The sequence below is a fragment of the Erythrobacter tepidarius genome (assembly GCF_002155695.1).
Classification (GTDB): Bacteria; Pseudomonadota; Alphaproteobacteria; order Sphingomonadales; family Sphingomonadaceae; genus Erythrobacter; species Erythrobacter tepidarius.
On sequence record NZ_MUYJ01000001.1, the window covers coordinates 145573 to 167306 of the forward strand.

Here is a 21734-nt window from a genome sequence, read left to right on the forward strand (position 1 = left end):
TGTTCGAGGGCGGGGCACGCAGCCTTCACCCCCGCGCGACGGTCTCCAGCAGTTCCGCCGTTACCGGATAACCAGCGTCGGCAAGGATGGTCAGCCAGGCCTTCCCGCCTTCCTCGACGACACGGGGCGTGATCGTCTTGACCGGGATCGCTTCGGCCTGAGCGCGGGCCTCGTCGTAGCTGGCGAACAGCGCGAGCCGTTCGAGATTGCGGCGGGTCGGGAAGATCAGCTTGATCTCGCCGCGCTCTGCCGCGTCCAGCGCACCCTGGGCCGAGATCCAGAACAGGCGTGTGTTTTCCGACTGGTCAATCGACACTTCCACCGCGCCGGTGCCAAGATTGGCGAGATAGAAACGCGTGTCATAGACGCGCGGGATGCGCTCGTTCTTGGGGAACCAGCGGGCAAACGGGGTGATCTGGGCAAGATCGAGCTGCCAGCCGAATTCCGCCAGCACCGGTTCCAGCGCGCCAACCTCAGCCAGCATCGCCCGCGCGGCAGCGGCCCGCTGCGCGTCGATCGCGCCAGCCAGACCCATCGCCAACCCGGTTTCCTCCAGCGTTTCGCGCACCGCCGCGATCTGGTGCGCGGCCTCGTCCGGTGAGAGGCCATGGGCGGCGGCGATCCTTTCGCCGAGCGCGAAGTCCGCCTGATCGACCCGCCCACCGGGGAACACTGCCATGCCGCCGGCAAAGCTCATGCCGGACGAGCGGACGGTCATCAGCACTTCCGGTGGGCCGCCCGCCGGGCCGTTGCGGAAAATGATGATGGTCGCGGCGGGAATGCCCTGAGAAGAGGAATCGCTGGTCATTGCCGGGCAATGTGGCGCGGCGGCAGGGCCTTGCCAAGCGGCTGGTTTGAACAGGGTGTCGGAATGCTTTACAAGAGCGCCGCCACGACCCTTGCGGATCAGCTGCAAAATCCCGGAAATGCGTGGTTTTCCTTATTTGGCACGCACCATGCATTACGGGATGCGGTCCCAATGGTCTTCACATCGAGGCGCGCCCTTCCTGGTTTTCGGGCGGCGCCTCCCCACAAAGAAAAACGCCCCGCTCTGGTCCGGCGGGGCGTTTTTTGTTTCCCGATTGCCGCTGTCTTGTATGCTCATGCGAGCCATGCCTGCGCTTGGCGTGTGGTGAGGCTATGATGGCCCAAGCAGCCGCAGGCCAAGCCGGACGCAGATCCGCCGCCCGCGGAAAATGGCGCACGCACAGGCGCGTGCGCGACCTCAGATTTTCGCCACGCCGCGTTCGTTGAACAGCTGCTGCAATTCGCCGGCCTCGAACATCTCCATCATGATGTCGCTGCCGCCCACGAATTCGCCCTTCACATAGAGCTGCGGGATGGTCGGCCAGTCGGAAAAGCTCTTGATGCCCTGCCGGATTTCCATGTCCTGCAGCACGTCGACACTTTCATAGGCGACCCCGCACTGATCGAGGATCGCAACCGCACGGCTGGAAAAGCCGCATTGCGGGAACAGCGGGGTGCCTTTCATGAACAGCACGACATCATTGCGGGTGACGAGATCGGAAATGCGGGCGTTGATATCGGACATGCTGCGGTGCGGCCTCTGATGGGGTGAACGGGTTGCGCGGTTCAAGTGGGAACCTTGGTGGTGACTTGCAAGGCGTGGAGTTCGCCACCCATGCGAACGCCGAAGGCCGCATAGACCATCTTATGCTGCGCCACCCGGCTCTTCCCGACAAATTGCGGCGCGGTGACGGTGACCGCCCAGTGATCATCGTCTCCGGCAAGATCGGTCAGCTCGACCGTCGCCCCAGGCAGGGCGGCGAGGATGGCAGCCTCGATGGCGGCGGCGCTCATCGGCATGGGATCAGGCCTCGCCGAGCAGCTGGCGGCGCGCCTCAATCGCCAATTCGTCGAGCTTGGCGCGAATATCGGCCTCGGAAATCTCGGTTCCAGCGGCGGTGAGATCGCCCAGCACCTTGCGGATCACGTCCTCATCGCTGGCTTCCTCGAAATCGGCCTGAACCACGGCCTTCTTGTAGGCGTCGGCCTCGGCCGGAGTGAGCTGCATCAGCTTTGCTGCCCATTCGCCCAGCAGCCGGTTGCGGCGTGCAGCGATGCGGAAGGCGGTTTCCTCCTCAAGCGCGAAGTGGGCTTCCTCGGCGCGCTTGCGGTCGTTGAAATCGGTCATTTCGGTGTCCCTTCGGATACGATCCGCCCCCAGCGATAAAGCGGCCCGCCCGCGGCTTCAAGCGCCAAGCCGGGGTGAGGAAGATTATTCCATCGTCACCACGAGCTTGCCTACCGCCTCGCGATTTTCGAGCTTGGCGATGGCATCGCCGGCGCGCTCGAGGGGGAAGGTTTCGCTGATCAGCGGGTCGATCTTGCCGGCCTTCATCAGGTCGAACAACTCGCGCACCTGCGCGCGAAAGGCCTCCGGCTCGCGCATGGTGAAGGCACCCCAGAACACGCCGCAGATATCGCAGGATTTCAGCAAGGTCAGGTTGAGCGGCATCCTAGCGATCCCGGCGGGAAAGCCGACCACCAGAAAGCGGCCCTCCCAGGCGATAGCGCGCAGCGCCGGCTCGGAATATTGCCCGCCGACGATGTCATAGACGATGTTCGCGCCCTCCGGCCCGCAGGCCTTCTTGAAGGCGTCTGCGAGCGCCTTGGAGGCATCCTTGTCCATCGCCTCGCGCGGGTAGATCACCACGTCGTCGGCGCCTGCCTTGCGGGCAATCTCGCCCTTGGCCTGGGAAGAGACTGCGGCGATCACGCGTGCGCCGAAGGCCTTGGCGAGTTCGATTGCCGACAGGCCCACGCCGCCCGCCGCGCCCAGCACCAGGACGGTGTCTCCCGGTTTGATGTGGCCGCGATCCTTGAGGCCGTGGATGGTGGTGCCATAGGTCATCAGCAAGCTGGCGGCCTTCTCGAAAGGCACGCCGTCCGGTATCGGAAACATTCTTCCGACCGGCACCACGACCTTTTCGGCAAGGCCGCCATTGCCGATCCCGGCCAGCACGGCGTCGCCGATCCGGTAGCCTTCAACCCCCTCGCCGAGCGCTTCGATCACGCCCGCGATCTCGCCGCCGGGCGAGAACGGGCGCGGCGGCTTGAACTGGTAGAGGTCACGGATGATCAGCGTGTCGGGATAGTTGATTGCACAGGCCTTGACCGCAACCAGCACCTCGCCCTTGCCGGGGGTCGGGACTTCGACCTCATCGAGCGTCAGGGTTTCAGGCCCGCCGGTTGCGTGGCTGCGAATGGCTTTCATCTCGTCCTCTCCCGTAAGTCTGGTGTGTCAGGCGGCGGTGCCGCGCATCAACCACGGCTGCGCAGCGGCGCGGGCCGCTTCGAAAGCTCCGATCGCCTCGCTCCGTGCCATCGTCAGGCCGACCTCGTCCAGTCCGTTCAGTAGGCAATGCTTGCGGAACGGGTCGATCTCGAAGACGAAGCGGTCCTGGTAAGGGGTGGTGACGGTCTGCGCTTCGAGATCGACTGTGATCTCCAGTCCCTCGCGCGCCACCTCAAGCAGCCGGTCGACTGCGTCCTGCGGCAGCACCACCGGCAGGATGCCGTTTTTCACCGCGTTGCCCGAGTGGATGTCGGAAAAGCTCGGCGCAATGACAACGCGGATACCGAGGTCGAGCATCGCCCAGGCCGCGTGCTCCCGGCTGGAGCCGCAGCCATAGTTGTCGCCCGCAATCAGGATCGGCGCGCCCTTGTAGGCAGGATCGTCGAAGACATTGCCCGGCTCCGCCCTGAGCGCCTCGAACGCGCCCGCGCCTAGGCCCTCGCGGCTGATGGTCTTGAGCCACTTGGCGGGGATGATGATGTCGGTATCGACATTCTTGAGGCCAAGCGGAATGGCGCGGCCTTGAACGCGGGTGAGCGGCTGCATGGCGGTTCCTGTCAGTCGGTCTGGGGTGGTTCGCCCGAAGGGATGGCGTCGGGCCTGGCCGGCTCTTCGGCCTTCTTCTTGCGCTTGCCTGCGTAGAGCAGCGCGGCCGCGATGGCCGCCGATCCGATGGCGCCCACAGCGGCGATCGCGGCGGTGCGGGCGGTATTGTTCCTGGGCTTGTCGGTCATGGTTGTTTCATGCGCCTCGCGCTGCGGTTGTTCAAGGGGCCGACGTCACACCAGATCGCGCACATCGGCAAGCCGCCCGGTGACGGCGGCGGCGGCGGCCATCGCGGGGCTGACGAGGTGCGTGCGCGCCCCCGGACCCTGCCGCCCCACGAAATTGCGGTTGCTGGTCGAAGCGCAGCGTTCGCCCGCCGGCACCTTGTCGGGATTCATGCCGAGGCAGGCCGAACAGCCCGGCTCGCGCCATTCGAATCCGGCATCGATGAACACCTTGTCGAGCCCCTCCTTCTCGGCCTGTGCCTTGACGAGGCCCGAACCCGGCACGACGATCGCCCAGCGCACATTGGCGGCCTTGCGGCGGCCCTTGAGCACTGCGGCGGCGGCGCGCAGGTCTTCGATCCGGCTGTTGGTGCACGAGCCGATGAAGACGTTTTCGATAGGAATTTGCGTCATCGGCGTGCCGGGGGTCAGGCCCATATAGGCGAGGCTCTTTTGCGCCGCGACCCGTTTGCTCTCGTCGGCGAAGTCCTCCGGGTGCGGCACGCGCCCGCCGATGGGCACCACGTCCTCGGGGCTGGTGCCCCAGGTAACGCTGGGTTCGACATCGCCGGCCGCGATCGTCACGGACTTGGCAAAGATCGCACCGTCATCCGAGCGCAGCGTGCGCCAATAGGCGACCGCTGCGTCCCAATCTGCGCCCTTGGGGGCCATCGGCCGACCCTTGAGATAGGCGAAGGTGGTGTCATCCGGCGCGATCAGCCCGGCACGTGCGCCCGCCTCGATGCTCATGTTGCAGACCGTCAGGCGCTCCTCGATGGTCATGCGCTCGAACACGCGGCCGCGATATTCGATGACATGGCCGCTCCCGCCTGCCGCACCGATCTTGCCGATGATGTGCAGGATCAGGTCCTTGGCCGAAACGCCCGGGCCGAGATCGCCCTCCACCCGTACTTCCATCGGCTTGGACTGCTGGAGCAACAGCGTCTGGGTGGCGAGCACGTGCTCGACTTCGCTCGTCCCGATGCCGAAGGCGAGGGCCCCCAGGCCCCCGTGGCAGGCGGTGTGCGAATCCCCGCATACGATAGTGGTGCCCGGCAGCGAGAAGCCCTGCTCCGGCCCGACCACATGGACGATCCCCTGCTCTTTCGCGGTCGCGGGAATGTAGCGGATGCCGAAGGCCGATGCATTGACCTCGAGCGCGGCGAGCTGCGCGGCGCTTTCGGGATCGGCAATCGGCACCGGCTTTCCGTCCGCGTCCAGCCGCGCGGTGGTGGGCAGATTGTGATCGGGCACCGCCAGCGTCAATTCAGGGCGGCGCACCGCTCGACCGGCGATCTTCAGCGCCTCGAATGCCTGCGGGCTGGTCACCTCGTGGACGAGGTGGCGGTCGATATAGATCAGCGCCGTGCCGTCATCGCGGGTCTCGACCACATGGGCGTCCCAGATTTTTTCGTAGAGGGTGCGCGGGCGGCTCGCCATCGGGTCATGTTTCCTGTCTGCAAATGGGGCGGGGGAGCGCGATTAGACGCGCTCCTCGGCTCTGCGCAAGATGTGTGCTTGCGGTGCGGCAAATTCGTCATGCATTTGCAAGCTTCCTCGGCTATGACTGACAAATATGTCAGCAAGCACATCTCGCGCCGCCCCCTTTCTCCACCCGATCACGGTCGAACCGGCCGACATCGACTTCATGGGGCACGTCAACAATGCGCGCTATCTCAACTGGGTGCAGGAGGCGGTGCTGGCGCATTGGCGCGGGATTGCTCCGGCCGAGGATGTGGCGTCCAAGGCTTGGGTCGCGCTCAAGCATGAGATCACCTACCGCAAACCTGCCTTCCTCAATGACACGGTGATTGCGCAGACCGTGCTCGAAGGCTTCAATGGCGCGCGCGCCTTTTATTCGACGCTGATCAAGCGCGGCGAAGAGGTGCTGGCAGAGGTGCAGTCCTCGTGGTGCTGCATCGACGCCGAAACCCTGCGCCCGGCACGCATCGGGGAACACCTGCGCGCGTTCTTCTTTCCCAAGGGGGAGTGAGCGCGCTTAAGGCGCGGTCTTGCAAGCCCGGCTTCCGGTGCTCTGCCTTTCGCGGCGCCGATCAGGTCGAAAGCAGCACAAAGGCGGCCAGTTCGTGCAAAGCCAGCGCATCCGTGCGCGCCGAGCGTCGAGGCGAGGGTCAATCCCGATGCCGGGTTTTTCGACCCCGGCCCGATATCCGCCGCCACGAGGTCTGGCGACACGCCTTGCCCATCGCAAAGCGGGCAAGGCGTGTCGTTCAGCGCTGCGCGAAACGCGATTGCGCAGCCTCGCAGCCGCTCTATAGGCATCTCCATGCAAGCTTCGCGCGTATCCTCCGCCAGATGAAACCAGATTTCGCCTTGCCCCCGCACGCCTTCCAGCGCGCCATCGGCCTCGCGCTGGCGCTGGCAATTGGGGGGAGTTGGCTGGCGATCCACGCCTATGCGATGTTCGTGTTCGAACTCACGTGGGGCAACTGGCCGCTCGCGCTGATGATCGCGGGCGTGCAGTGCTGGCTTTCGGTGGGCGTGTTCATCATCTGTCATGATGCGATGCACGGGACGCTGGTGCCTGGCAGGCCGAAACTGAATTCGGCGATCGGCGCAGTGCTGCTGGCACTCTACGCCGGGTTCGCTTGGAACCGGCTTCGCGATGCGCATTTCGCGCATCACCGGCTCGCGGGCCGTGCCGGCGATCCCGATTTCGACGAGCACCATCCGGATGATTTCTGGCGCTGGTATGTCACCTTCTTCCGGCGCTATTTCGGGTGGCGCTCGCTCCTGTTCGTGCACACTGTCGTCGGCATCTACTGGCTGCTGCTCGGGATCCCGATGGCGCAGATCGTGCTGCTTTACGGGTTGCCCGCGCTCGGATCTTCGCTGCAGCTGTTCTATTTCGGCACCTTCCTTCCCCATTGCCACCGCGAGGACAAGCCTTTCGCTGACCGTCACAATGCCCGCAGCAATGATTTCGGCACGCTGGTGAGTCTCGCCACCTGCTTCCATTTCGGCTACCATCTGGAGCACCACCACCGGCCCGATGTGCCATGGTGGGGCTTGCCCGCGGCCAAGCGCGCCGGGGTGGGCGAGGTGGAAATCGCAGAATTTTCGGCAGAGGCGCCCGCATGAGCTGGCTCGAAATCTTTCTTACCGTGATGGCCTCGCTGATCGGGATGGAGCTGTTCGCGTGGTATGCGCACAAGTACATCATGCATGGCTGGGGCTGGGGTTGGCACCGTGACCATCACGAGCCGCACGACAAAGTGCTCGAGAAGAACGATCTGTTCGCCGTGGTGTTCGGCACGATCAATGCCGCAATGTACATCTACGGCTCGCTCTACTCGGACTGGCTGTGGTGGTTTGCGGTGGGGATCACCCTCTACGGGGTAATCTATACTCTGGTTCACGACGGGCTGGTGCATCAGCGCTATTTCCGCTGGGTGCCGCGCAAGGGCTATGCCAAGCGGCTGGTGCAGGCGCACAAGCTCCACCATGCGACGATCGGCAAGGAGGGCGGGGTGAGCTTCGGCTTCGTTTTCGCCCGCGATCCGGCCAAGCTCAAGGCCGAACTGAAGGCGCAGAAGGAAGCGGGCATTGCCGTGGTGCGTGATGCGGTCGGCACAGCGGACGACGGCTTCGAAGTGGTTGGCCGCAACCTCTAGGGCGTTTGGGTCAGGCTCCGATGAGGAACTGCGCCTTGGCCATCGCCGCACGGCGCAGGTGCAAAATCCCGTGCGCTTGTCCGAGCCTATCCGAGGCGCGTTCCTCAGCGCTGCCCGATCGCAAGTCGAATTCGCTGCCGGGGTGGAGCACGCCTTCGGGCTGCCGGGAACCGGCACGGCCCAGCGGCGCGTGCGATTGAAGCAAGCCGTCAGTCTTGCGAAATCGGCAACAACACTGCGCTGGCCATCGTGCCGCCGCGGTGAATGGTCTGGGTCGCGGCTTTGTAATCGGTGCTTTTCGCCTCCATGATCGAGGGCACCCAGGTTTGCGGGTTGCGATCATACAGCGGGAAAAGGCTCGATTGCACCTGCACCATGATCCGGTGCCCGGGCAGGAAGACGTGATCGACATCAGGCAGTGCCCAGCGGAAGGCATAGGGCTTGCCAGGCTCAAGCGGAGCGGGCGTGGCGAAGCCGTGGACGTAGCGGCCGCGGAAGATTTCGATCCCGATGCCAAGCTGATACCCGGCAAGATGCGGTTTAGCCGAATATTCTTCGGGGTAGACGTCGATCAGCTTGACCACGAAATCGCTGTCACTGCCGCTGGTCGCCGCGTGCAGCTCGACCTTCGGGGCACCCTTGATGTGCAGCGGCTTATCGAGCACCGGCCCGACATAGCTGAGCACGTCGGGCCGGCCGTCGACAAAACGCTGATCCTGCACCAGCCAAGTGCGCCATTGCTCGCCGTCGAGCCGGATCGGGCGCGGGAGCATCGGGACAGGCTTGGCCGGGTCTGACACATAGCTATCGCTGCCTGTTTCGGGCCGGATCCATGACAGCGAAAATCCGGCGTCGAGATAGAGCGGGGTGTAACTTCCCGCAGGCCATTGCTGCGATACCTCCCAGCGGTTGGCCCCAGTGGCATAGGTGAGCACCGGCGGCGTATCGCAGGGAGGCGCAAGGCTCTTGAGGTGACAATCGAGAAAGGGCTTCATGTAACGCGTGCGGAACTGGAGCCCGGTATCACCTTCCCACTCGAGCGGGCCAAGCGCCCGCGCCTCGTAATTGACCTGACTGTGGCGCCACGGACCGATGACGAGGCTGACCATGTCGTTGTTCACGTCCTGCGGTTCGAGGGCGCGGTAGACCGCCGGGGCGCCGTAACTGTCTTCCTGATCCCATTGGCCCGTCACCAGCATGACCGGCACAGTCAGCTTGCGCGCGCCGAGCAGCTTGTCGACCGCCTGGCCCTGCCACCATGCGTCATAGGCAGGGTGTTCGAGCATCTTGCGGATTGTCGGCAGCTCCAGCAGTCCATAGGCCTTGGCATAGTCCATTGCCGAACCCGCCTTGAGATAGGCGGTATATTCATCGCCCATGCCCTTGGGCACGTCCCCGCCGCCTTTGGCCACCGTCTGACCAAGCGCAAAATCAAAGCCAAACACCCGAAACGCGCCATTGTGGAACCAGTCGTCGCCGATCCAGCCATCAACCATCGGGCTCTGCGGCACCGCCGCCTTGAGCGCGGGATGCGGATCGATCAGCGCCATGAGCGAGGTGAAACCGAGGTAGGATGACCCCGTGATCCCGACCTTGCCATTGGTTTCCTTGACGTTCTTCACCAGCCAGTCGATCGAATCGTAAGCATCGGTGGAATGATCAACCTTCGTCGGGTTGAGCGGCCCGCGCAGCGGCCGGTTCATCACGTAATCGCCTTCCGAGCCATACATGCCGCGCACGTCCTGATAGACGCGGATATAGCCATCGTTGACGAATTCGGCGTCAGCGATGGGAAGAATCTCCTCGATCTTCTGACTGCGGTTGCGGCTTGTCATGCGGTCGGCATTGTAGGGCGTGCGCGTGAAGAGGATCGGGGCGTCGGTCACGCCCTTGCGATGAATGATGACCGTGAACAGCTTGGTGCCATCGCGCATCGGGATCATCACCGTGCGGCGCACGTAATCGGCCTGGGGGCGAACCCAGTCATATTCGGCGACCTGCTCGTTGAGCATGGTGTCGGTCAACTTGGGCGGCTTGTCCTGCGCCATGCTTTCCCAGCCCGGCAAGGCGAAAGTCGCCAGCGCTGCGAGCCAGAGCGCGACACGCCCCGGTTGTTGTTGCGGATTTGCCATAGGCCCAAGCCTCCGTTTCGGATCGCGCGCTTTGCCGCGCATGTTCCTTTGCATGGCACGGACACGAGGGCTAATCCAGCCTGTCCGATCAATACGCGAATCCTGCCGTGCCGAAGCGGCAAAGCTGCGTCAGGGTTGATGATTGCGCCTTGTGCTGAGATGTACGCCGAGCATGATTGAGATCAATGCAAGCACCTATGCAATGGGCGCATCGTGACAGCGCTGCGGGATAGAGCTACGGGCTTGTTGTGATGCCGAATTTTCGCGCCATGATCCGGGGCCATGCGGGCCTCGTCTTGTTGCTGCTGGCCCTGGTGCTCGTGGTCAAGGCGGTCGTGCCATCAGGGTTCATGCTTGCGGCAGACAGCAACCGTGTCCTGACCGTCAGGATCTGCTCCGATGCCAGCGGGGCGCCCAAGCAGATGCAGATTGCCATTCCGGGCAAGCATGAGAATGGCGGCGATCAATCCGATGCGGGCGGCAAGGCGGCGCCTTGCGCCTTCTCGGGCCTTGGGCAGGCATGGATCGGCACCGTTGATCCCCTGCTGCTGGCGAGCGCGCTGGTCTTTATCCTGCTGCTCGGCCTCGCCCCGCTCCCCACGCTGCTGACGCGCGATATCCCCTTCCTGCGGCCGCAGTTGCGCGGGCCGCCCGCCTCCGTCTGACACCCTGAACCCCTTGTGTCGTTACGCTCGCGCGCTCCTGCGGGAGTGCGCCGGGCTGTCGGAGCCAATTGTCATCTATGCCATTCTTGATTGCCACACCGCACAGCACCATGCGGGTCAACCTGCCCAGCTTGCCCGTCCAAGAGGTCTGATCCTGCACTTGCAGGAAAACCGCTCGCATCTCTCGCAGGATGCGCGCGTCACTTTCACCGTGCTCATGGGCGTGTTCATGGCGATGGCCATCCTGCCGGCTCTGAGCGGGCGATGGCTGGTGCCGGCCTATGCCATCGGCACCATGGCGCTGCTGGTCGGTGTGCTGGAATGGCATCGCCGCAAGCCCCCCGCAGCCGAGTGGCTCGCGCTCGATCAGGGCAAGCTCCTTTGGTGCAGCCTCGCGCACCAGACGGTCGAATGGCCGCTCATCGGCACGCGTTTCGTGATCGACGATGCGATCCCCGCGCGCCTGCGCCTGTTTTTGGAACACCGCAACCGCCGCATCGAGATTGCGACCTGCCTTGGAATCGAAGAACGCCGCGCGGTTGCCGACCTCACTTCCCGCGAACTGGCTGCCGCTCGGCACCCGGCATAGCGCGATGAGGGCAGGATGAGCCATTTGTGGCGACTGGTTTGCCGATGCCGGCGCTGATCCTGCTGGCGATCACTGGCGGGCCGTATCTGTTGGAACGCGCATGGGACGCCTTGCTCCATCACGATAGCCTGACGCTTGCCCCGAAAGCGCGCGGCTCACCCGCATTCTCAGCGCCCTTCATGGCGAGACAACGAGCTGTCCCGATGCTTTGGATCGCACCTGCCTTTGGGCACAGGCGCATTGCCCGGCGCGCCAGATGCGGGCATAGATGAATTTGACGGTCGCGCTTGTTCGGTGCCGCCGATCCGGCGACACGCATCCGCGACCTTTACGCCCAAGGTGCCAGGGAAGGTGGGAATGCGTTACCGGCTGGCGCATTTCAGCCCCGAACCCGCCGCCAAGGTGCGCCGCTAGCTCCTTGCCCGCGGCCATGGCTTCGAGCCGGTCGGGAGCTACCTTGCTTTTCGTGGCCGCTTGCCCAATGCCGATGTCCCGCTTGCGAACCGCGGGCTGCCATGATCCACCGAGGAAAACACGCATGACACGTCACCGCCCTCTGTTTCTCACCATCGCGGCATTCGCCACGGCACTGGTTCCGCTCATGGGGGCGGGGGTGCTTGAGGCCCAGACCGCCGCATCCGCGAGCGCGCCGGCCGCCTTTTCGCTCGCCCCTTTGCCCTATGCGGCCGATGCCTTGGAGCCGGTAATCGATACCCAGACCATGATCATCCATCATGACCGGCATCATCAAGCCTATGTCGACAACCTCAACAAGGCCGTGGCCGCCGATCCTTCGCTGGCAGGAATGAAGCTGGAAGAACTTGTCGCCCGGGCCGGTACGCTGTCCCCGGCGATCCGCAACAATGCCGGCGGGCACTGGAATCATACCTTCTTCTGGGAAACGATGGCACCGGTGGGCAAGGGCAACGCGATTTCCCCCGCGCTGGCGGCCGCGATCGACGTGCAGTTCGGATCGATGGACAAGTTCAAGGCCGCGTTCAAGGCGGCCGGCACCGCGCGCTTCGGATCGGGCTGGGTGTGGCTGATCGTGGGCAAAGACGGGAAGCTCGCAATCACCTCTACCCCCAATCAGGACAATCCGCTGATGGATGTGGCCGAGGTCAAGGGCACGCCCGTGCTTGGCAATGACGTGTGGGAGCATGCCTATTACCTCAAGTGGCAGAACCGCCGCGGCGATTACCTCGACAGCTGGTGGCAGGTGGTCGATTGGGGCAAGGTGTCCGAGCGTTACGCGGCGGCGATCAGGTAAATAAGGCTGATGCCGGAGCCGCGCAGCCTGGAAGCCGCGCGGGAACAAGGGAGAGGGTGATGAAGGTCGGATTGTACGCGGCTGCCATGTTGGCGGCTTCTTGCGCGCAGGGCACGCTGGCGCAGACGGCGGCATCGCCAGCGCCCCCCGCCGCAGGGCCCGAGACGCGCTTCACCGCGCGCGACCTGTTCGATCTGTCGATGGCGAGCGATCCGCAGATCAGCCCGGATGGCGCGCGCATCGCCTATGTACGCATGAGCAACGACATCATGACAGACCGCGCACGCAGCGCCATCTGGCTGGTCGATACCAAGACCGGCGAACAGGTGCCGCTCGCGGGTGGCGCTGATGCCGATGCGTTCTCACCCGTCTGGTCGCCCGATGGCAGGCGCATCGCCTATGTCTCGACCGCGGGCGGCAGCGCGCAATTGTGGGTCAAGTGGTTGCAGGGCGGTGAGTCGGTGCGGCTGACCGGTCTGCCGACCAGCCCCTCCAGCATCACTTGGTCACCCGATGGCACCATGATCGCCTACACCATGCTGGTCGAAGGCGAGGCCCTGAAACTGGGCCAGGCGCCCGAAGGCAAGCCAGAGGGTGCGCAGTGGGCCGAGCCGCTCGAGGTCTATGATCTGCTCGCCTACCGCGTCGATGGGGCGGGATATCTCAAGCCGGGGTTCGAAAAAGTCTTCATCATCCCTGCCACTGGTGGTGCGGCGCGCCAGCTGACCTTCGGCGAGTATCACGACAAGGGCCCGTTGACCTTCTCGAAGGACGGCAAGCGGCTCTATTTCGCCGCAAACCGCAAGCCCGATTGGCAGCACGATCCGGTCGAAAGCGAAATCTATGCGCTGGACATCGCGTCGGGCACCATCACCGCGCTTACCAGCCGCGATGGCCCCGATCACAGCCCGTCCGTCTCCCCCGATGGCAAGCTGATCGCCTTCCTCGGCTTTGACGATTTGGGCCGCGCTTACGAAGATAATGACCTTTACGTGATGGCCCCTGACGGCTCTGGTCTGCGCAATCTGACGGCCGATTGGGGCTACAGCCCTTCGGGGATCGCGTGGGATGCCGACGGCACTGCGATCTATGCCCAATACGACATCAGCGGCGAGACGCGGGTGGCGCGCATCGGCCTCGAAGGGACGGTGCGCGATGTGGTGCAGGGGGTGACGGGCAGCAGCTTTGACCGGCCCTATACCGGCGGGAGCTTTTCGGTTGCCGCCAATGATGCAGTCGCCTTTACCGGCGGTGTGCCGACCTTTCCGGCCGAGCTGATGCTGGCTGCCAGCGGTGGCAAGACCCGTAGCCTGACCGACCTCAACGCCGCACTCAAGGCGGTCAAGCGGATGGGCACGGTGCGCAAGATCACCACCAAATCCAGCTATGACGGCCTGCCGATCGAAGGCTGGCTGACCTTGCCGCCGGATTACACGCCGGGCACTCGGGTGCCGCTGATCCTCGAAATCCATGGCGGGCCCTTTGCCGCCTATGGCCCGCACTTCGCCACCGACAATCAGCTTTATGCCGCAGCAGGCTACGCCGTGCTTTCCGCCAATCCGCGCGGTTCGACGTCTTATGGCGAGGACTTCGCGAACAAGATCGACAAGGCCTATCCCGGCAAGGATTATGATGACCTCATCAGCATCGTCGACGCCGCGATCGCCGAAGGGGTGGCGGACCCGGATGCGCTGTTTGTCACCGGAGGATCGGGCGGCGGAGTGCTGACCAGCTGGATCGTGGGCAAGACCGATCGGTTCAAGGCAGCGGTGACCCAAAAGCCGGTTATCAACTGGACGACCCAGGTTCTGACTGCGGACAGTCCCGCATTCTTCGGGCGGTATTGGCTCGGGGCACAGCCATGGGAAAATCCGGAGCTGTATTGGAAGCTCTCGCCGCTCTCGCTCGTGGGTAATGTCACCACGCCGACCATGGTGGTGGTGGGGGCAGAGGATTACCGCACGCCTGTCAGCGAGTCGGAGCAGTATTACACGGCCCTGCGGCTGCGCGGCGTTCCGACGGCGCTGGTCAAGATCCCCGGAGCGAGCCATGGCAGCATCGCCGCCCGCCCGTCGCAAAGCGCCGCCAAGGCAGCGGCGATCCTGGCCTGGTTCGAGAAATACAAGAAGGGTGCACCCGCCTTGTCCTCGCAATGAGGCAAGCAGGGCAGGCGAACTTGATGTCAATCCAAGCCCTGGGGGCGGGTCACTTCGACATTGCTGACCAACAGGATTAGGCGATGCGTGGCGAGCAGCGGGGCGATGGCGGGCAGCACGCCGGAGCTGGCGGTGAAGGTGACGATGCTGACCGCGCCATAACGCGCGGCCACCGCAGCCTCCCGAAGACGGGCAGCGGCAGCGGGAACGACCGGGCAAGGCCGCAAGCCGCGGGGATGGGCATCGCCCGCGTCAGCCCCTGATGAGACGCGCGTGAACGCTTAGTCAGGCTTGAACGGCACCGACGAATGGTCAAACTCGCCTCAATGCGCCTCTGGCTGCGCGCTTATGAGTCTATGTCCTAGCTACGGGGCCGTTTGCCTTTGTGGTAGTGATCGATCAGCAACGGCCACTTGCCCTTTGCCTGTCGCAGTGCATAATATATTATCACATTAATTGGGTGTTTGGTGACGGATCGCGACGAAGACCGGCGCGGATGCCGAGATCCATGCGGTCTGCCTGAGCTGCGACGCACCGCTTGATGCCGAGGCCTTCGACTTCTGGCTGCACACGCTCGTGATGCTCAGAAAGCCTGACGTTCTGCGGATCAAGGGCATCCGTCAACATCGCGGGACTGGACAAGCCGATGGTGCTTCATGGCGTGCAATGGATCCTCCATCCCCCGGTGATGCTCGACGTTTGGCTGAGCGAGGATCGTCGCCCACGCATGGTGTTCATCACCCGCGGGCTCGACGGGGCGACCTTGCGCGATACGCTTACGATTATGACCCAATCAGTGCACAGCTATCAGCTCAGCGGGCCTGAAGGTTCGCCTTTCAACGGGCCTAGACCCTTGCTGCAGCCGGGCGATCCGGGCTTCGATCTGGTCGCCCTTCGCCTGTGACCCAGTTTTAGCCAGAGCATTTTCCAATAGCGTGATCGGAAAACTCATCCGATGGCGCATTCTCACGCCTTGCTGTCAGGCCGCTGCCAATGCCATTTCGTACATAAGCCCTGGATGGCCATGCCAGACGCAACAAGGGCGGCTGCCGCCGCCCTGTCAAGATTCTGAAATTATTTGAAACCACTGGTCGGGACGAGAGGATTCGAACCTCCGACCCCCACACCCCCAGTGTGATGCGCTACCAGGCTGCGCTACGTCCCGTGCCAGTGGATGCGGGCCTATAGGGCGCGCCATCGAGGCTGGCAAGCGTCCTTGTGCGTGATCGCGCTGATGCGCGCTCCAGGCTTTTGCCCCATCCCCTTGCCGGCCACGATAGCACAGCGATTCCATTGGTGGACGGACGGGACGTGTGCACCACCAAAGGTGGCCGGTGCATTGCCGCCCGCTTGCATTGCTGCTAGGCGCGCCCACTTGAACCGCAGGGGCCTTGCTCCTGCATATCAATCAAGACATCCCACGGGCTCACACGCATGACATTCGACCTTCTCGCCGCCGCCGGGGCGGGTGCCGCCGAAGCACCGCCCGCTTGGATCAGCTTCCTGCCGATCATCGGCATGATCGCGATCTTCTGGTTCCTCATCATTCGCCCGCAGATGAAGCGGCAGAAGGAGCACCAGCAGAAGGTTGCCGCGATGAAGAAGGGCGATCAAGTGGTTACCGCCGGCGGTCTCGTGGGCAAGGTCATCAAGGTCGATGACACCTATGTCGAACTCGAACTGGGCACCAATGTCCGAGTCAAGGCGATCAAGTCCACGATCGGCGACATCATTCCTCCGGGCGGTACGCCCGCCAACGATTAATGGCCAACGGCTGAACCGGTTGCCACGCCGCCAGTCGCCGCATCCACTTTGCGCGAGACCTGAGACGCAATGCTCGAATTTCCCTTCTGGAAGAAGCTCTGGTTGTGGGGCCTGACGCTGGCCGCATCGGTGCTGGCGCTGCCTTCGCTGTTCAATGTTTCGGGGCTGGATTGGCCCTCGAGCCTGCCCAATCCGCAGGTGAACCTCGGGCTTGACCTTGCCGGTGGCTCGCACCTGCTGCTCGAAGCCAAGGCCGACGACATCCGCGCCCAGCGGCTCGAAAACATGGAAGAAACCGTCCGCCAGCTGATGCGCAATGCCAAGCCGCGCATCCGCATCGGTGATGTTTCGACGGGCGAGGGACGGTTGAGCTTCATGCTCGACAGCCCCGCAGATATCGATCGTGCGCGCGGTCTGCTCGAACCGGTGATGCAGGGCGCGAATCTGACCCGCGAATGGGACCTGGCGGTGGTCGACGGCCAGCGCATCGTTCTCACCCCGACCGAGGCAGGGATCAACGCCGCGCTCGACGATGCGATGGACAGCGCCACCGAAGTCGTGCGCCGCCGCATCGACGAGCTCGGCACGCGCGAGCCGACCATCATTCGTCAGGGCGATACCCGCATCGTGGTGCAGGTGCCGGGCCTGGAGGATCCCGAGGCACTCAAGAACCTGCTTGGCCAGACCGCGCAGCTTGAATTCAAGCTGGTTGACCTGAACGCGCTGCCCGAAAACGTGCAGGCCGGCATCGCGCCTCCGGGCAGCCAGATCTTCCCCTATGCCCCCGGCACCCCGATGGCCGGTCGGTTCGAGGCGGTGCGCCGGCTCGGCGGCATCCGCGGCGAAAACCTGACGGGCGCGCAGGCCGGGGTCGATCCCAACACCAATCAGAATGTCGTCAACATCACCTTCGATGCGCAAGGCGGAGCCAAGTTCGCCAAGCTGACGCGAGAGAATGTCGGCAAGCCTTTTGCGATCATCCTCGACGGGCAGGTGCTCTCGGCGCCCACCATCAACGAGCCGATCCTTGGCGGGAGTGCGCAGATCTCGGGTAGCTTCACCCCGGAAAGCGCGAACAATCTGGCGATCGCGCTGCGTTCGGGCGCGCTGCCGGTGCCGCTGCAGGTGATCGAGGAACGCACCGTCGGTCCGGACCTCGGCGCGGACTCGATCCGCAAAGGCCTGCTCGCCATGGCGATCGGCTCTCTGGCGGTGATTGCGCTGATGATCGCGACTTATGGCCGCTTCGGCATCTACGCCACGGTCGCGCTGGTGTTCAACGTGGCAATGCTGCTGGGGCTGATGGCGCTCGGCAACTTCACGCTGACCCTGCCGGGGATTGCGGGCTTCGTGATCACCATTGGCGCGGCGGTGGATGCCAACGTGCTCATCAACGAGCGCATCCGCGAGGAGCGCAAGCGCGGCCGCAAGGTCGTCGCCGCGGTCGAGACTGGCTACAAGGAAGCCGGCCGCGCGATTTATGATGCCAACTTCACCAACTTCATCGCCGGGGTGGCGCTGTTCGCCTTCGGCTCGGGGCCGGTCAAGGGCTTCGCGGTGGTGCTGGTGGTGGGCCTGTTCACCTCGGTGTTCACCGGTGTCACGCTGACCCGCATGTTCGTCGCCGGATGGCTGCGCAAGGCGCGCCCCAACGACATCAATATCTGAGGAGGCTCGCCGCATGAAACTGCTGAAGATCGTCCCCGACGACACCAACATCAAGTTCCTCAAACTGCGCATCCCGTTCTTCGTGCTCAGCATCGTGCTGATCTTCGGCAGTTGGGCGGCAGTGCTGGTCAATGGTCTCAATTTCGGGGTCGATTTCGCCGGTGGCCAGGAAGTGCGCATGACCTTCACGGAGCGCGAGCAGGCGCCGGTTGCGTCATTGCGCGAGCTGGTCGGGAGGCTCGGCTACGGCGAGCCGGTGGTGCAGGAATTCGGCGGACCGCAGTCGGTCTCGATCCGCGTCCCCCTGCCCGAAGGGGCCGAGGACACCCCGGGCGCGGCAACCGCGATCGGCGAGAAGGTGATCGCCGCGATTGCCAAGCAATACCCGGACGTGCGTACCGACGGGAACGACACCGTCTCGGGCAAGGTCGCGGGCGAGTTCCGCGACCAGGCGATCCTCGCGCTGCTGGCGGCGATGGCGGCGGTGTCGATCTACATCTGGGTGCGGTTCGAATGGCAGTTTGGCGTGGGCGCGATGTTTGCGCTGGTGCACGACGTATCGGTGACCATTGGCCTGTTCGCAATCACGCAGATGGAGTTCAGCCTGCAGATCGTCGCGGCGATCCTGGCGATCATCGGCTATTCGCTCAACGACACCATCGTGGTCTATGATCGCATCCGCGAGAACCTCAAGAAATTCCGCAAGATGCCGATGAGCGAACTGCTCGACCTGTCGGTCAACGAGACGCTATCGCGCACGGTGATGACTTCGCTGACGCTGTTCGTGGCGCTGATCCCGCTGCTGGTCTTCGGCCCGCCGAGTCTGTTCGGCATGGTCGCGGCGATCACCGTGGGCTTGTTCATCGGGACCTATTCGTCGATTTACATGGCCGGCCCGCTGCTGATCTGGATGGGCGTGACGTCGAACAGCTTCGTGCCGACCGAAAGCGCGATCGAGCGTCAGGAGAAGGTCGCGCGCGGCGAGGCGTAAAGCCTGCCTGCTTGTGGTTCGCTGGCGCGGACGGGTCTGCGCCGCGGTCAGGCGGCTATCAAAGAATCATAATGGGCCGCCAATGCCGCAGCATTGGCGTCCCAGCTGAAGGCTTCGGTGAGCGCAGCCACCGCCTCGCGCGCGGGCGGGGCGTTGAGAATCGCGTTGACGGCCTGCGCCACGGCCTCGGGCGTGCGTTCCGCCAACAGGCGGCCGGCAGTGTCGCAGGTAATCAGTTCGCGGGCGCCGCCAACGTCGGTGGTAACCACCGGGGTCCCGCAGGCCAGCGCTTCGACCCACGCATTGGCCAGCCCCTCGGCGACGGTCGGCAGCACCATGACATCGGCCGCCGAGAGGATCAGCGGCATCACGTCGTGATCGAGCGAGCCGGCAAAGAAAACCCTTTCGGCCACGCCTTCGCTCGCCGCGAGCGCCCGCAGCCGCGCTTCGTCCTCGCCCTTGCCGACCAGCACCAGGCGTGCGCCGGGAATTTCCTTGAGTGCGGCGATAGCGATGCCCTGGCCCTTGCGTTCGATCAACGCCCCGACGCTGGCCAGCAGCGGGGCGTTGTCGGGCAGGGCAAAGCCGAATTCCTCGGACAGCTGGCGACGCAACTGGGTGTGCTCCAGCGGGCGGAAGCGATCGCGGTCGAGCCCGGTATAATGCACCGTGATCTTGCGCGCATCCATGCCCAGAGCCGCCATCTGCCCCGCAAGAGCGCGGCTGACGGCGAGCAGCCCGGCGGCGCGGGCGGCAGCATCCAGCATCTGCTTGCGGGCAAAGTCCTGCTTGCCCCAGAAGCTGATGTCGCTCCCCCGCGCTTTGATCGTGAGCGGCAGGCCGAGTTCACGCGCGAGGATGGCAGCGGCGGGGCCATCGGGGAAAAAGAACTGCGCGTCGACCAGATCGAACGGGGCCTCGGCATGGAGGCGCTTCGCCAGCGGCAGCACCGCCCGGGCGATGGCGGCGGCGTTGCGGCGGGCGCCGATGCGCGGGATCAGGGTGAAGCGCGGGCGGTGGACGGCAATCCCGCCTTCCGTGGCGACCTCGGGCAGGTCGGCGAGCGGGCGGTAACGCCCCAGCGCCAGCGGCGGCAGGCCGATCGGATTGACCAGCGTCACCCGCCAGTCGCCGCGTTTCGCCAGCGCTTCGAGCGAGCGCGCGACGAAGGTTCCGAACCGGGGATTGGCCGGATTGGGATAGAGCGTCGAAAGGACGAGGACGTGCTTCACGCAGCGATCCTCACAGCGGTCTGACCAGCATCATCGCCACCGCGATCCAGGCCGGATTGTCGACCACCACCTGCTTCTGCCCTGCACCCGGCGGCAACAGGCCAACCAGCCTCCCGCGCCGGTCGATCAGGCGTCCGAAGGCAAAGCGCCCGCCGGGCCGCGGGACAAGGCAGTCACGGTTGATCGCGTAGGCAGAATCATCCGGGTCGAGTTGTCGCAGCCACACCAGATCGCCGGGGCGATATTCGCCCACGCTCTCGCTGACCGCCAGCACCAGCGGGGCAGGGCCGTCGGCCGCGGCCAGTTCGTTCGGCAGCAGGGCTTCGCGCGGGGCGGAAAGCGCCTGCGCACCCGCCGCAACCAGTTCCGCGATGATCTGTGCGGCCGCGCCCGTCTCGGCGCGTATCAGGCTCGCCGGATCGACCTCGAGTGCGGCGGCGATGCGGTTCATCCAGGCGAGCGAGAGTTGCCGCGTGCCGGTCTCCAGCCGCCCGATGGTCTGCGCGGTGGTCGGTGGAGTGCAGGCGGCGGCGACGTCGGCCAGCGTCATTCCCTTGGCCTTGCGGATATCGCGGATGCGGTTGAGCATCGGGCACTCGCTCTCTTTTAACCAGATAGGTTTCTTCTTTCCTACAGATAATCCGCTTTGGCAAGTCACTTGTCTGCCAAGGGAGAACACTGATGAAGCGCCAGCTGGTTGAACGCGAACTCACATCCGAAGGCCCACGCCGCACCGCGCTGTCAGGGGGGCGCCGCCCGTCCCGCACCGTCACCGTCAATCTTGCCGAAAGCCCGCTTGCTTGGCTGCACGCGCGCGGGCATCTGTCCGACCGCTTGTTTGATGCGGGCGAGGCGCTGCGGCGCGATTACGAGCGCGGCGCGCTGGCCCCAAACGTGACGATGCGCTGGGATCCGGTGCGGGTGAAATCGACCGGCGAGCGCGGCTTGTCGCCGAGCGAGAGGCAAATCGCCGCACGTCAGCGTTTCGACGGAGCGGTGAAGGCGGCGGGCAAGGGTCTGGAGGATATCCTGTGGCGCGTGGTCTGCGCCGGCGAGGCGCTGCCGGAAGCCGAGAAAACCCTCGGCTGGCCAGCGCGCAGCGGCAAGCTGGTGCTGCGCATCGCGCTCGAACGGGTCGCGGACTACTACCGCATCCCCTGATTCATGCGGCCTGGGCTGCGACTTCGGAAAAGAACCGTTCCTCGACAATCTTGCCGTCCTTGACGGTGTAGAGCGCGATTTCGCTGGCCTGAACCCGTTCGCCGTTCATCGTCACGTCCATGGCGAAGCGCAGCGCGAATTGGTCACCGAAGACAAAGGGCCCCTCGGTGGTGAAGTCGTGCACGGTCGCATTGGCTTCCCACCACGCATGCTTGGCCAGCAGGGCCTCGCGCCCCACGGTGCGGGCCCCTTCGCCGCCATGCGGTTCGAGGCTGACGATATCATCGGCCCACAGCGCCTGATAGGCGGGGGGATCATCCGCGCGGATTGCAGCGGTGAAGTCCTTGGCCAGTTGTTCGATCGACATGAGATGCACTCCTCT

Annotated in this window: 27 protein-coding genes and 1 tRNA gene; 12 read left to right on the top strand and 16 right to left on the bottom strand. The window is 64.6% G+C overall.

What is annotated here, in order from left to right:
• Positions 1–25 precede the first annotated feature (25 nt).
• The 8 genes from BZF61_RS00665 to leuC form a co-directional block, all read right to left on the bottom strand.
• A complete protein-coding gene (locus tag BZF61_RS00665) occupies positions 26–808 on the bottom strand; it encodes an NUDIX hydrolase (protein ID WP_086616703.1) in 783 nt (260 codons plus the stop codon).
• A 417-nt stretch (positions 809–1225) separates the two neighbouring features.
• Positions 1226–1552, bottom strand: a complete 327-nt coding sequence (grxD, locus tag BZF61_RS00670; protein ID WP_086616704.1) for a Grx4 family monothiol glutaredoxin — start codon at positions 1550–1552, stop codon at positions 1226–1228.
• A 41-nt stretch (positions 1553–1593) separates the two neighbouring features.
• The gene (locus BZF61_RS00675; RefSeq protein WP_086616705.1) at positions 1594–1827 is read right to left on the bottom strand and encodes a BolA/IbaG family iron-sulfur metabolism protein; all 234 of its coding nucleotides are present in this window, start codon (positions 1825–1827) and stop codon (positions 1594–1596) included.
• A gap of 4 nt (positions 1828–1831) precedes the next feature.
• Positions 1832–2155 carry a DUF1476 domain-containing protein gene (locus BZF61_RS00680; protein WP_086616706.1) on the bottom strand — a complete coding sequence of 108 codons (324 nt, stop codon included), beginning with the start codon at positions 2153–2155 and terminating at the stop codon, positions 1832–1834.
• 84 nt (positions 2156–2239) lie between these two features.
• Positions 2240–3238, bottom strand: a complete 999-nt coding sequence (locus BZF61_RS00685; protein WP_086616707.1) for an NADPH:quinone oxidoreductase family protein — start codon at positions 3236–3238, stop codon at positions 2240–2242.
• Between the two features lie 27 nt (positions 3239–3265).
• Positions 3266–3865 (bottom strand): 3-isopropylmalate dehydratase small subunit, encoded by a 600-nt coding sequence (gene leuD / locus BZF61_RS00690; RefSeq protein WP_086616708.1) that lies wholly within the window; start codon positions 3863–3865, stop codon positions 3266–3268.
• Between the two features lie 11 nt (positions 3866–3876).
• Positions 3877–4053: an isopropylmalate isomerase gene (locus tag BZF61_RS00695; RefSeq protein ID WP_086616709.1), complete on the bottom strand. Its 177-nt coding sequence runs from the start codon at positions 4051–4053 to the stop codon at positions 3877–3879.
• A gap of 45 nt (positions 4054–4098) precedes the next feature.
• Entirely contained in the window at positions 4099–5529 is a 1431-nt protein-coding gene (gene leuC / locus BZF61_RS00700; protein ID WP_086616710.1) for a 3-isopropylmalate dehydratase large subunit, read from the bottom strand.
• A gap of 136 nt (positions 5530–5665) precedes the next feature.
• Here leuC and BZF61_RS00705 point away from each other — a divergent pair, with 136 nt between their 5' ends.
• The 3 genes from BZF61_RS00705 (at position 5666) to BZF61_RS00715 (ending at position 7724) form a co-directional block, all read left to right on the top strand.
• Positions 5666–6082, top strand: a complete 417-nt coding sequence (locus BZF61_RS00705; RefSeq protein WP_086616711.1) for an acyl-CoA thioesterase — start codon at positions 5666–5668, stop codon at positions 6080–6082.
• Positions 6083–6405: 323 nt separating this feature from the next.
• Positions 6406–7191, top strand: coding sequence for a fatty acid desaturase (locus BZF61_RS00710; protein ID WP_086616712.1), 786 nt, complete (start codon positions 6406–6408; stop codon positions 7189–7191).
• A complete protein-coding gene (locus BZF61_RS00715) occupies positions 7188–7724 on the top strand; it encodes a sterol desaturase family protein (protein ID WP_086616713.1) in 537 nt (178 codons plus the stop codon). The genes BZF61_RS00710 and BZF61_RS00715 overlap by 4 nt, the downstream gene beginning before the upstream one ends.
• A 10-nt stretch (positions 7725–7734) precedes the next feature.
• Here BZF61_RS00715 and BZF61_RS00720 read toward each other — a convergent pair whose 3' ends face one another.
• The gene (locus BZF61_RS00720) at positions 7735–7929 is read right to left on the bottom strand and encodes a hypothetical protein (protein WP_086616714.1); all 195 of its coding nucleotides are present in this window, start codon (positions 7927–7929) and stop codon (positions 7735–7737) included.
• A 4-nt stretch (positions 7930–7933) separates the two neighbouring features.
• The gene (locus BZF61_RS00725; RefSeq protein WP_086616908.1) at positions 7934–9772 is read right to left on the bottom strand and encodes a CocE/NonD family hydrolase; all 1839 of its coding nucleotides are present in this window, start codon (positions 9770–9772) and stop codon (positions 7934–7936) included.
• Between the two features lie 335 nt (positions 9773–10107).
• Between BZF61_RS00725 and BZF61_RS00730 the strand changes: the two genes are divergently transcribed.
• The 4 genes from BZF61_RS00730 to BZF61_RS00745 all read left to right on the top strand — a co-directional run bounded on the left by BZF61_RS00730 (position 10108) and on the right by BZF61_RS00745 (position 14536).
• Positions 10108–10521 carry a DUF2946 family protein gene (locus BZF61_RS00730; RefSeq protein ID WP_086616715.1) on the top strand — a complete coding sequence of 138 codons (414 nt, stop codon included), beginning with the start codon at positions 10108–10110 and terminating at the stop codon, positions 10519–10521.
• 160 nt (positions 10522–10681) lie between these two features.
• Entirely contained in the window at positions 10682–11110 is a 429-nt protein-coding gene (locus BZF61_RS00735; RefSeq protein ID WP_158094039.1) for a DUF2244 domain-containing protein, read from the top strand.
• Between the two features lie 601 nt (positions 11111–11711).
• A complete protein-coding gene (locus BZF61_RS00740) occupies positions 11712–12380 on the top strand; it encodes a superoxide dismutase (RefSeq protein ID WP_086616717.1) in 669 nt (222 codons plus the stop codon).
• Positions 12381–12439: 59 nt separating this feature from the next.
• The gene (locus BZF61_RS00745) at positions 12440–14536 is read left to right on the top strand and encodes a S9 family peptidase (protein WP_086616718.1); all 2097 of its coding nucleotides are present in this window, start codon (positions 12440–12442) and stop codon (positions 14534–14536) included.
• 26 nt (positions 14537–14562) lie between these two features.
• On the opposite strand, the gene BZF61_RS15720 is transcribed toward BZF61_RS00745, so the two are convergent.
• Entirely contained in the window at positions 14563–14709 is a 147-nt protein-coding gene (locus BZF61_RS15720) for a hypothetical protein (RefSeq protein ID WP_158094040.1), read from the bottom strand.
• Positions 14710–14983: 274 nt separating this feature from the next.
• The gene (locus BZF61_RS15495) at positions 14984–15163 is read right to left on the bottom strand and encodes a hypothetical protein (RefSeq protein WP_143736851.1); all 180 of its coding nucleotides are present in this window, start codon (positions 15161–15163) and stop codon (positions 14984–14986) included.
• A 19-nt stretch (positions 15164–15182) separates the two neighbouring features.
• Between BZF61_RS15495 and BZF61_RS00750 the strand changes: the two genes are divergently transcribed.
• The gene (locus tag BZF61_RS00750) at positions 15183–15440 is read left to right on the top strand and encodes a CobW C-terminal domain-containing protein (protein WP_086616719.1); all 258 of its coding nucleotides are present in this window, start codon (positions 15183–15185) and stop codon (positions 15438–15440) included.
• Between the two features lie 184 nt (positions 15441–15624).
• On the opposite strand, the gene BZF61_RS00755 is transcribed toward BZF61_RS00750, so the two are convergent.
• Positions 15625–15701 (bottom strand) — tRNA-Pro (locus tag BZF61_RS00755).
• Between the two features lie 269 nt (positions 15702–15970).
• Here BZF61_RS00755 and yajC point away from each other — a divergent pair.
• The 3 genes from yajC (at position 15971) to secF (ending at position 18959) form a co-directional block, all read left to right on the top strand.
• Positions 15971–16300: a preprotein translocase subunit YajC gene (yajC, locus tag BZF61_RS00760; RefSeq protein ID WP_086616720.1), complete on the top strand. Its 330-nt coding sequence runs from the start codon at positions 15971–15973 to the stop codon at positions 16298–16300.
• Between the two features lie 69 nt (positions 16301–16369).
• Positions 16370–17968: a protein translocase subunit SecD gene (gene secD / locus BZF61_RS00765; protein ID WP_086616721.1), complete on the top strand. Its 1599-nt coding sequence runs from the start codon at positions 16370–16372 to the stop codon at positions 17966–17968.
• A gap of 13 nt (positions 17969–17981) precedes the next feature.
• Positions 17982–18959: a protein translocase subunit SecF gene (secF, locus tag BZF61_RS00770; protein WP_086616722.1), complete on the top strand. Its 978-nt coding sequence runs from the start codon at positions 17982–17984 to the stop codon at positions 18957–18959.
• Positions 18960–19006: 47 nt separating this feature from the next.
• On the opposite strand, the gene BZF61_RS00775 is transcribed toward secF, so the two are convergent.
• Together BZF61_RS00775 and BZF61_RS00780 are read right to left on the bottom strand one after the other, a co-directional pair.
• Positions 19007–20191 (bottom strand): glycosyltransferase, encoded by a 1185-nt coding sequence (locus BZF61_RS00775; protein ID WP_086616723.1) that lies wholly within the window; start codon positions 20189–20191, stop codon positions 19007–19009.
• A gap of 10 nt (positions 20192–20201) precedes the next feature.
• Complete coding sequence (locus BZF61_RS00780; RefSeq protein WP_086616724.1) at positions 20202–20780, bottom strand: helix-turn-helix domain-containing protein; 579 nt, start codon at positions 20778–20780, stop codon at positions 20202–20204.
• 92 nt (positions 20781–20872) lie between these two features.
• On the opposite strand from BZF61_RS00780, the gene BZF61_RS00785 reads away from it, so the two are divergent.
• Positions 20873–21352 (top strand): DUF6456 domain-containing protein, encoded by a 480-nt coding sequence (locus tag BZF61_RS00785; protein WP_086616725.1) that lies wholly within the window; start codon positions 20873–20875, stop codon positions 21350–21352.
• 1 nt (position 21353) lies between these two features.
• Here BZF61_RS00785 and BZF61_RS00790 read toward each other — a convergent pair whose 3' ends face one another.
• Positions 21354–21719 (bottom strand): nuclear transport factor 2 family protein, encoded by a 366-nt coding sequence (locus BZF61_RS00790; protein ID WP_086616726.1) that lies wholly within the window; start codon positions 21717–21719, stop codon positions 21354–21356.
• Positions 21720–21734: the final 15 nt, after the last annotated feature.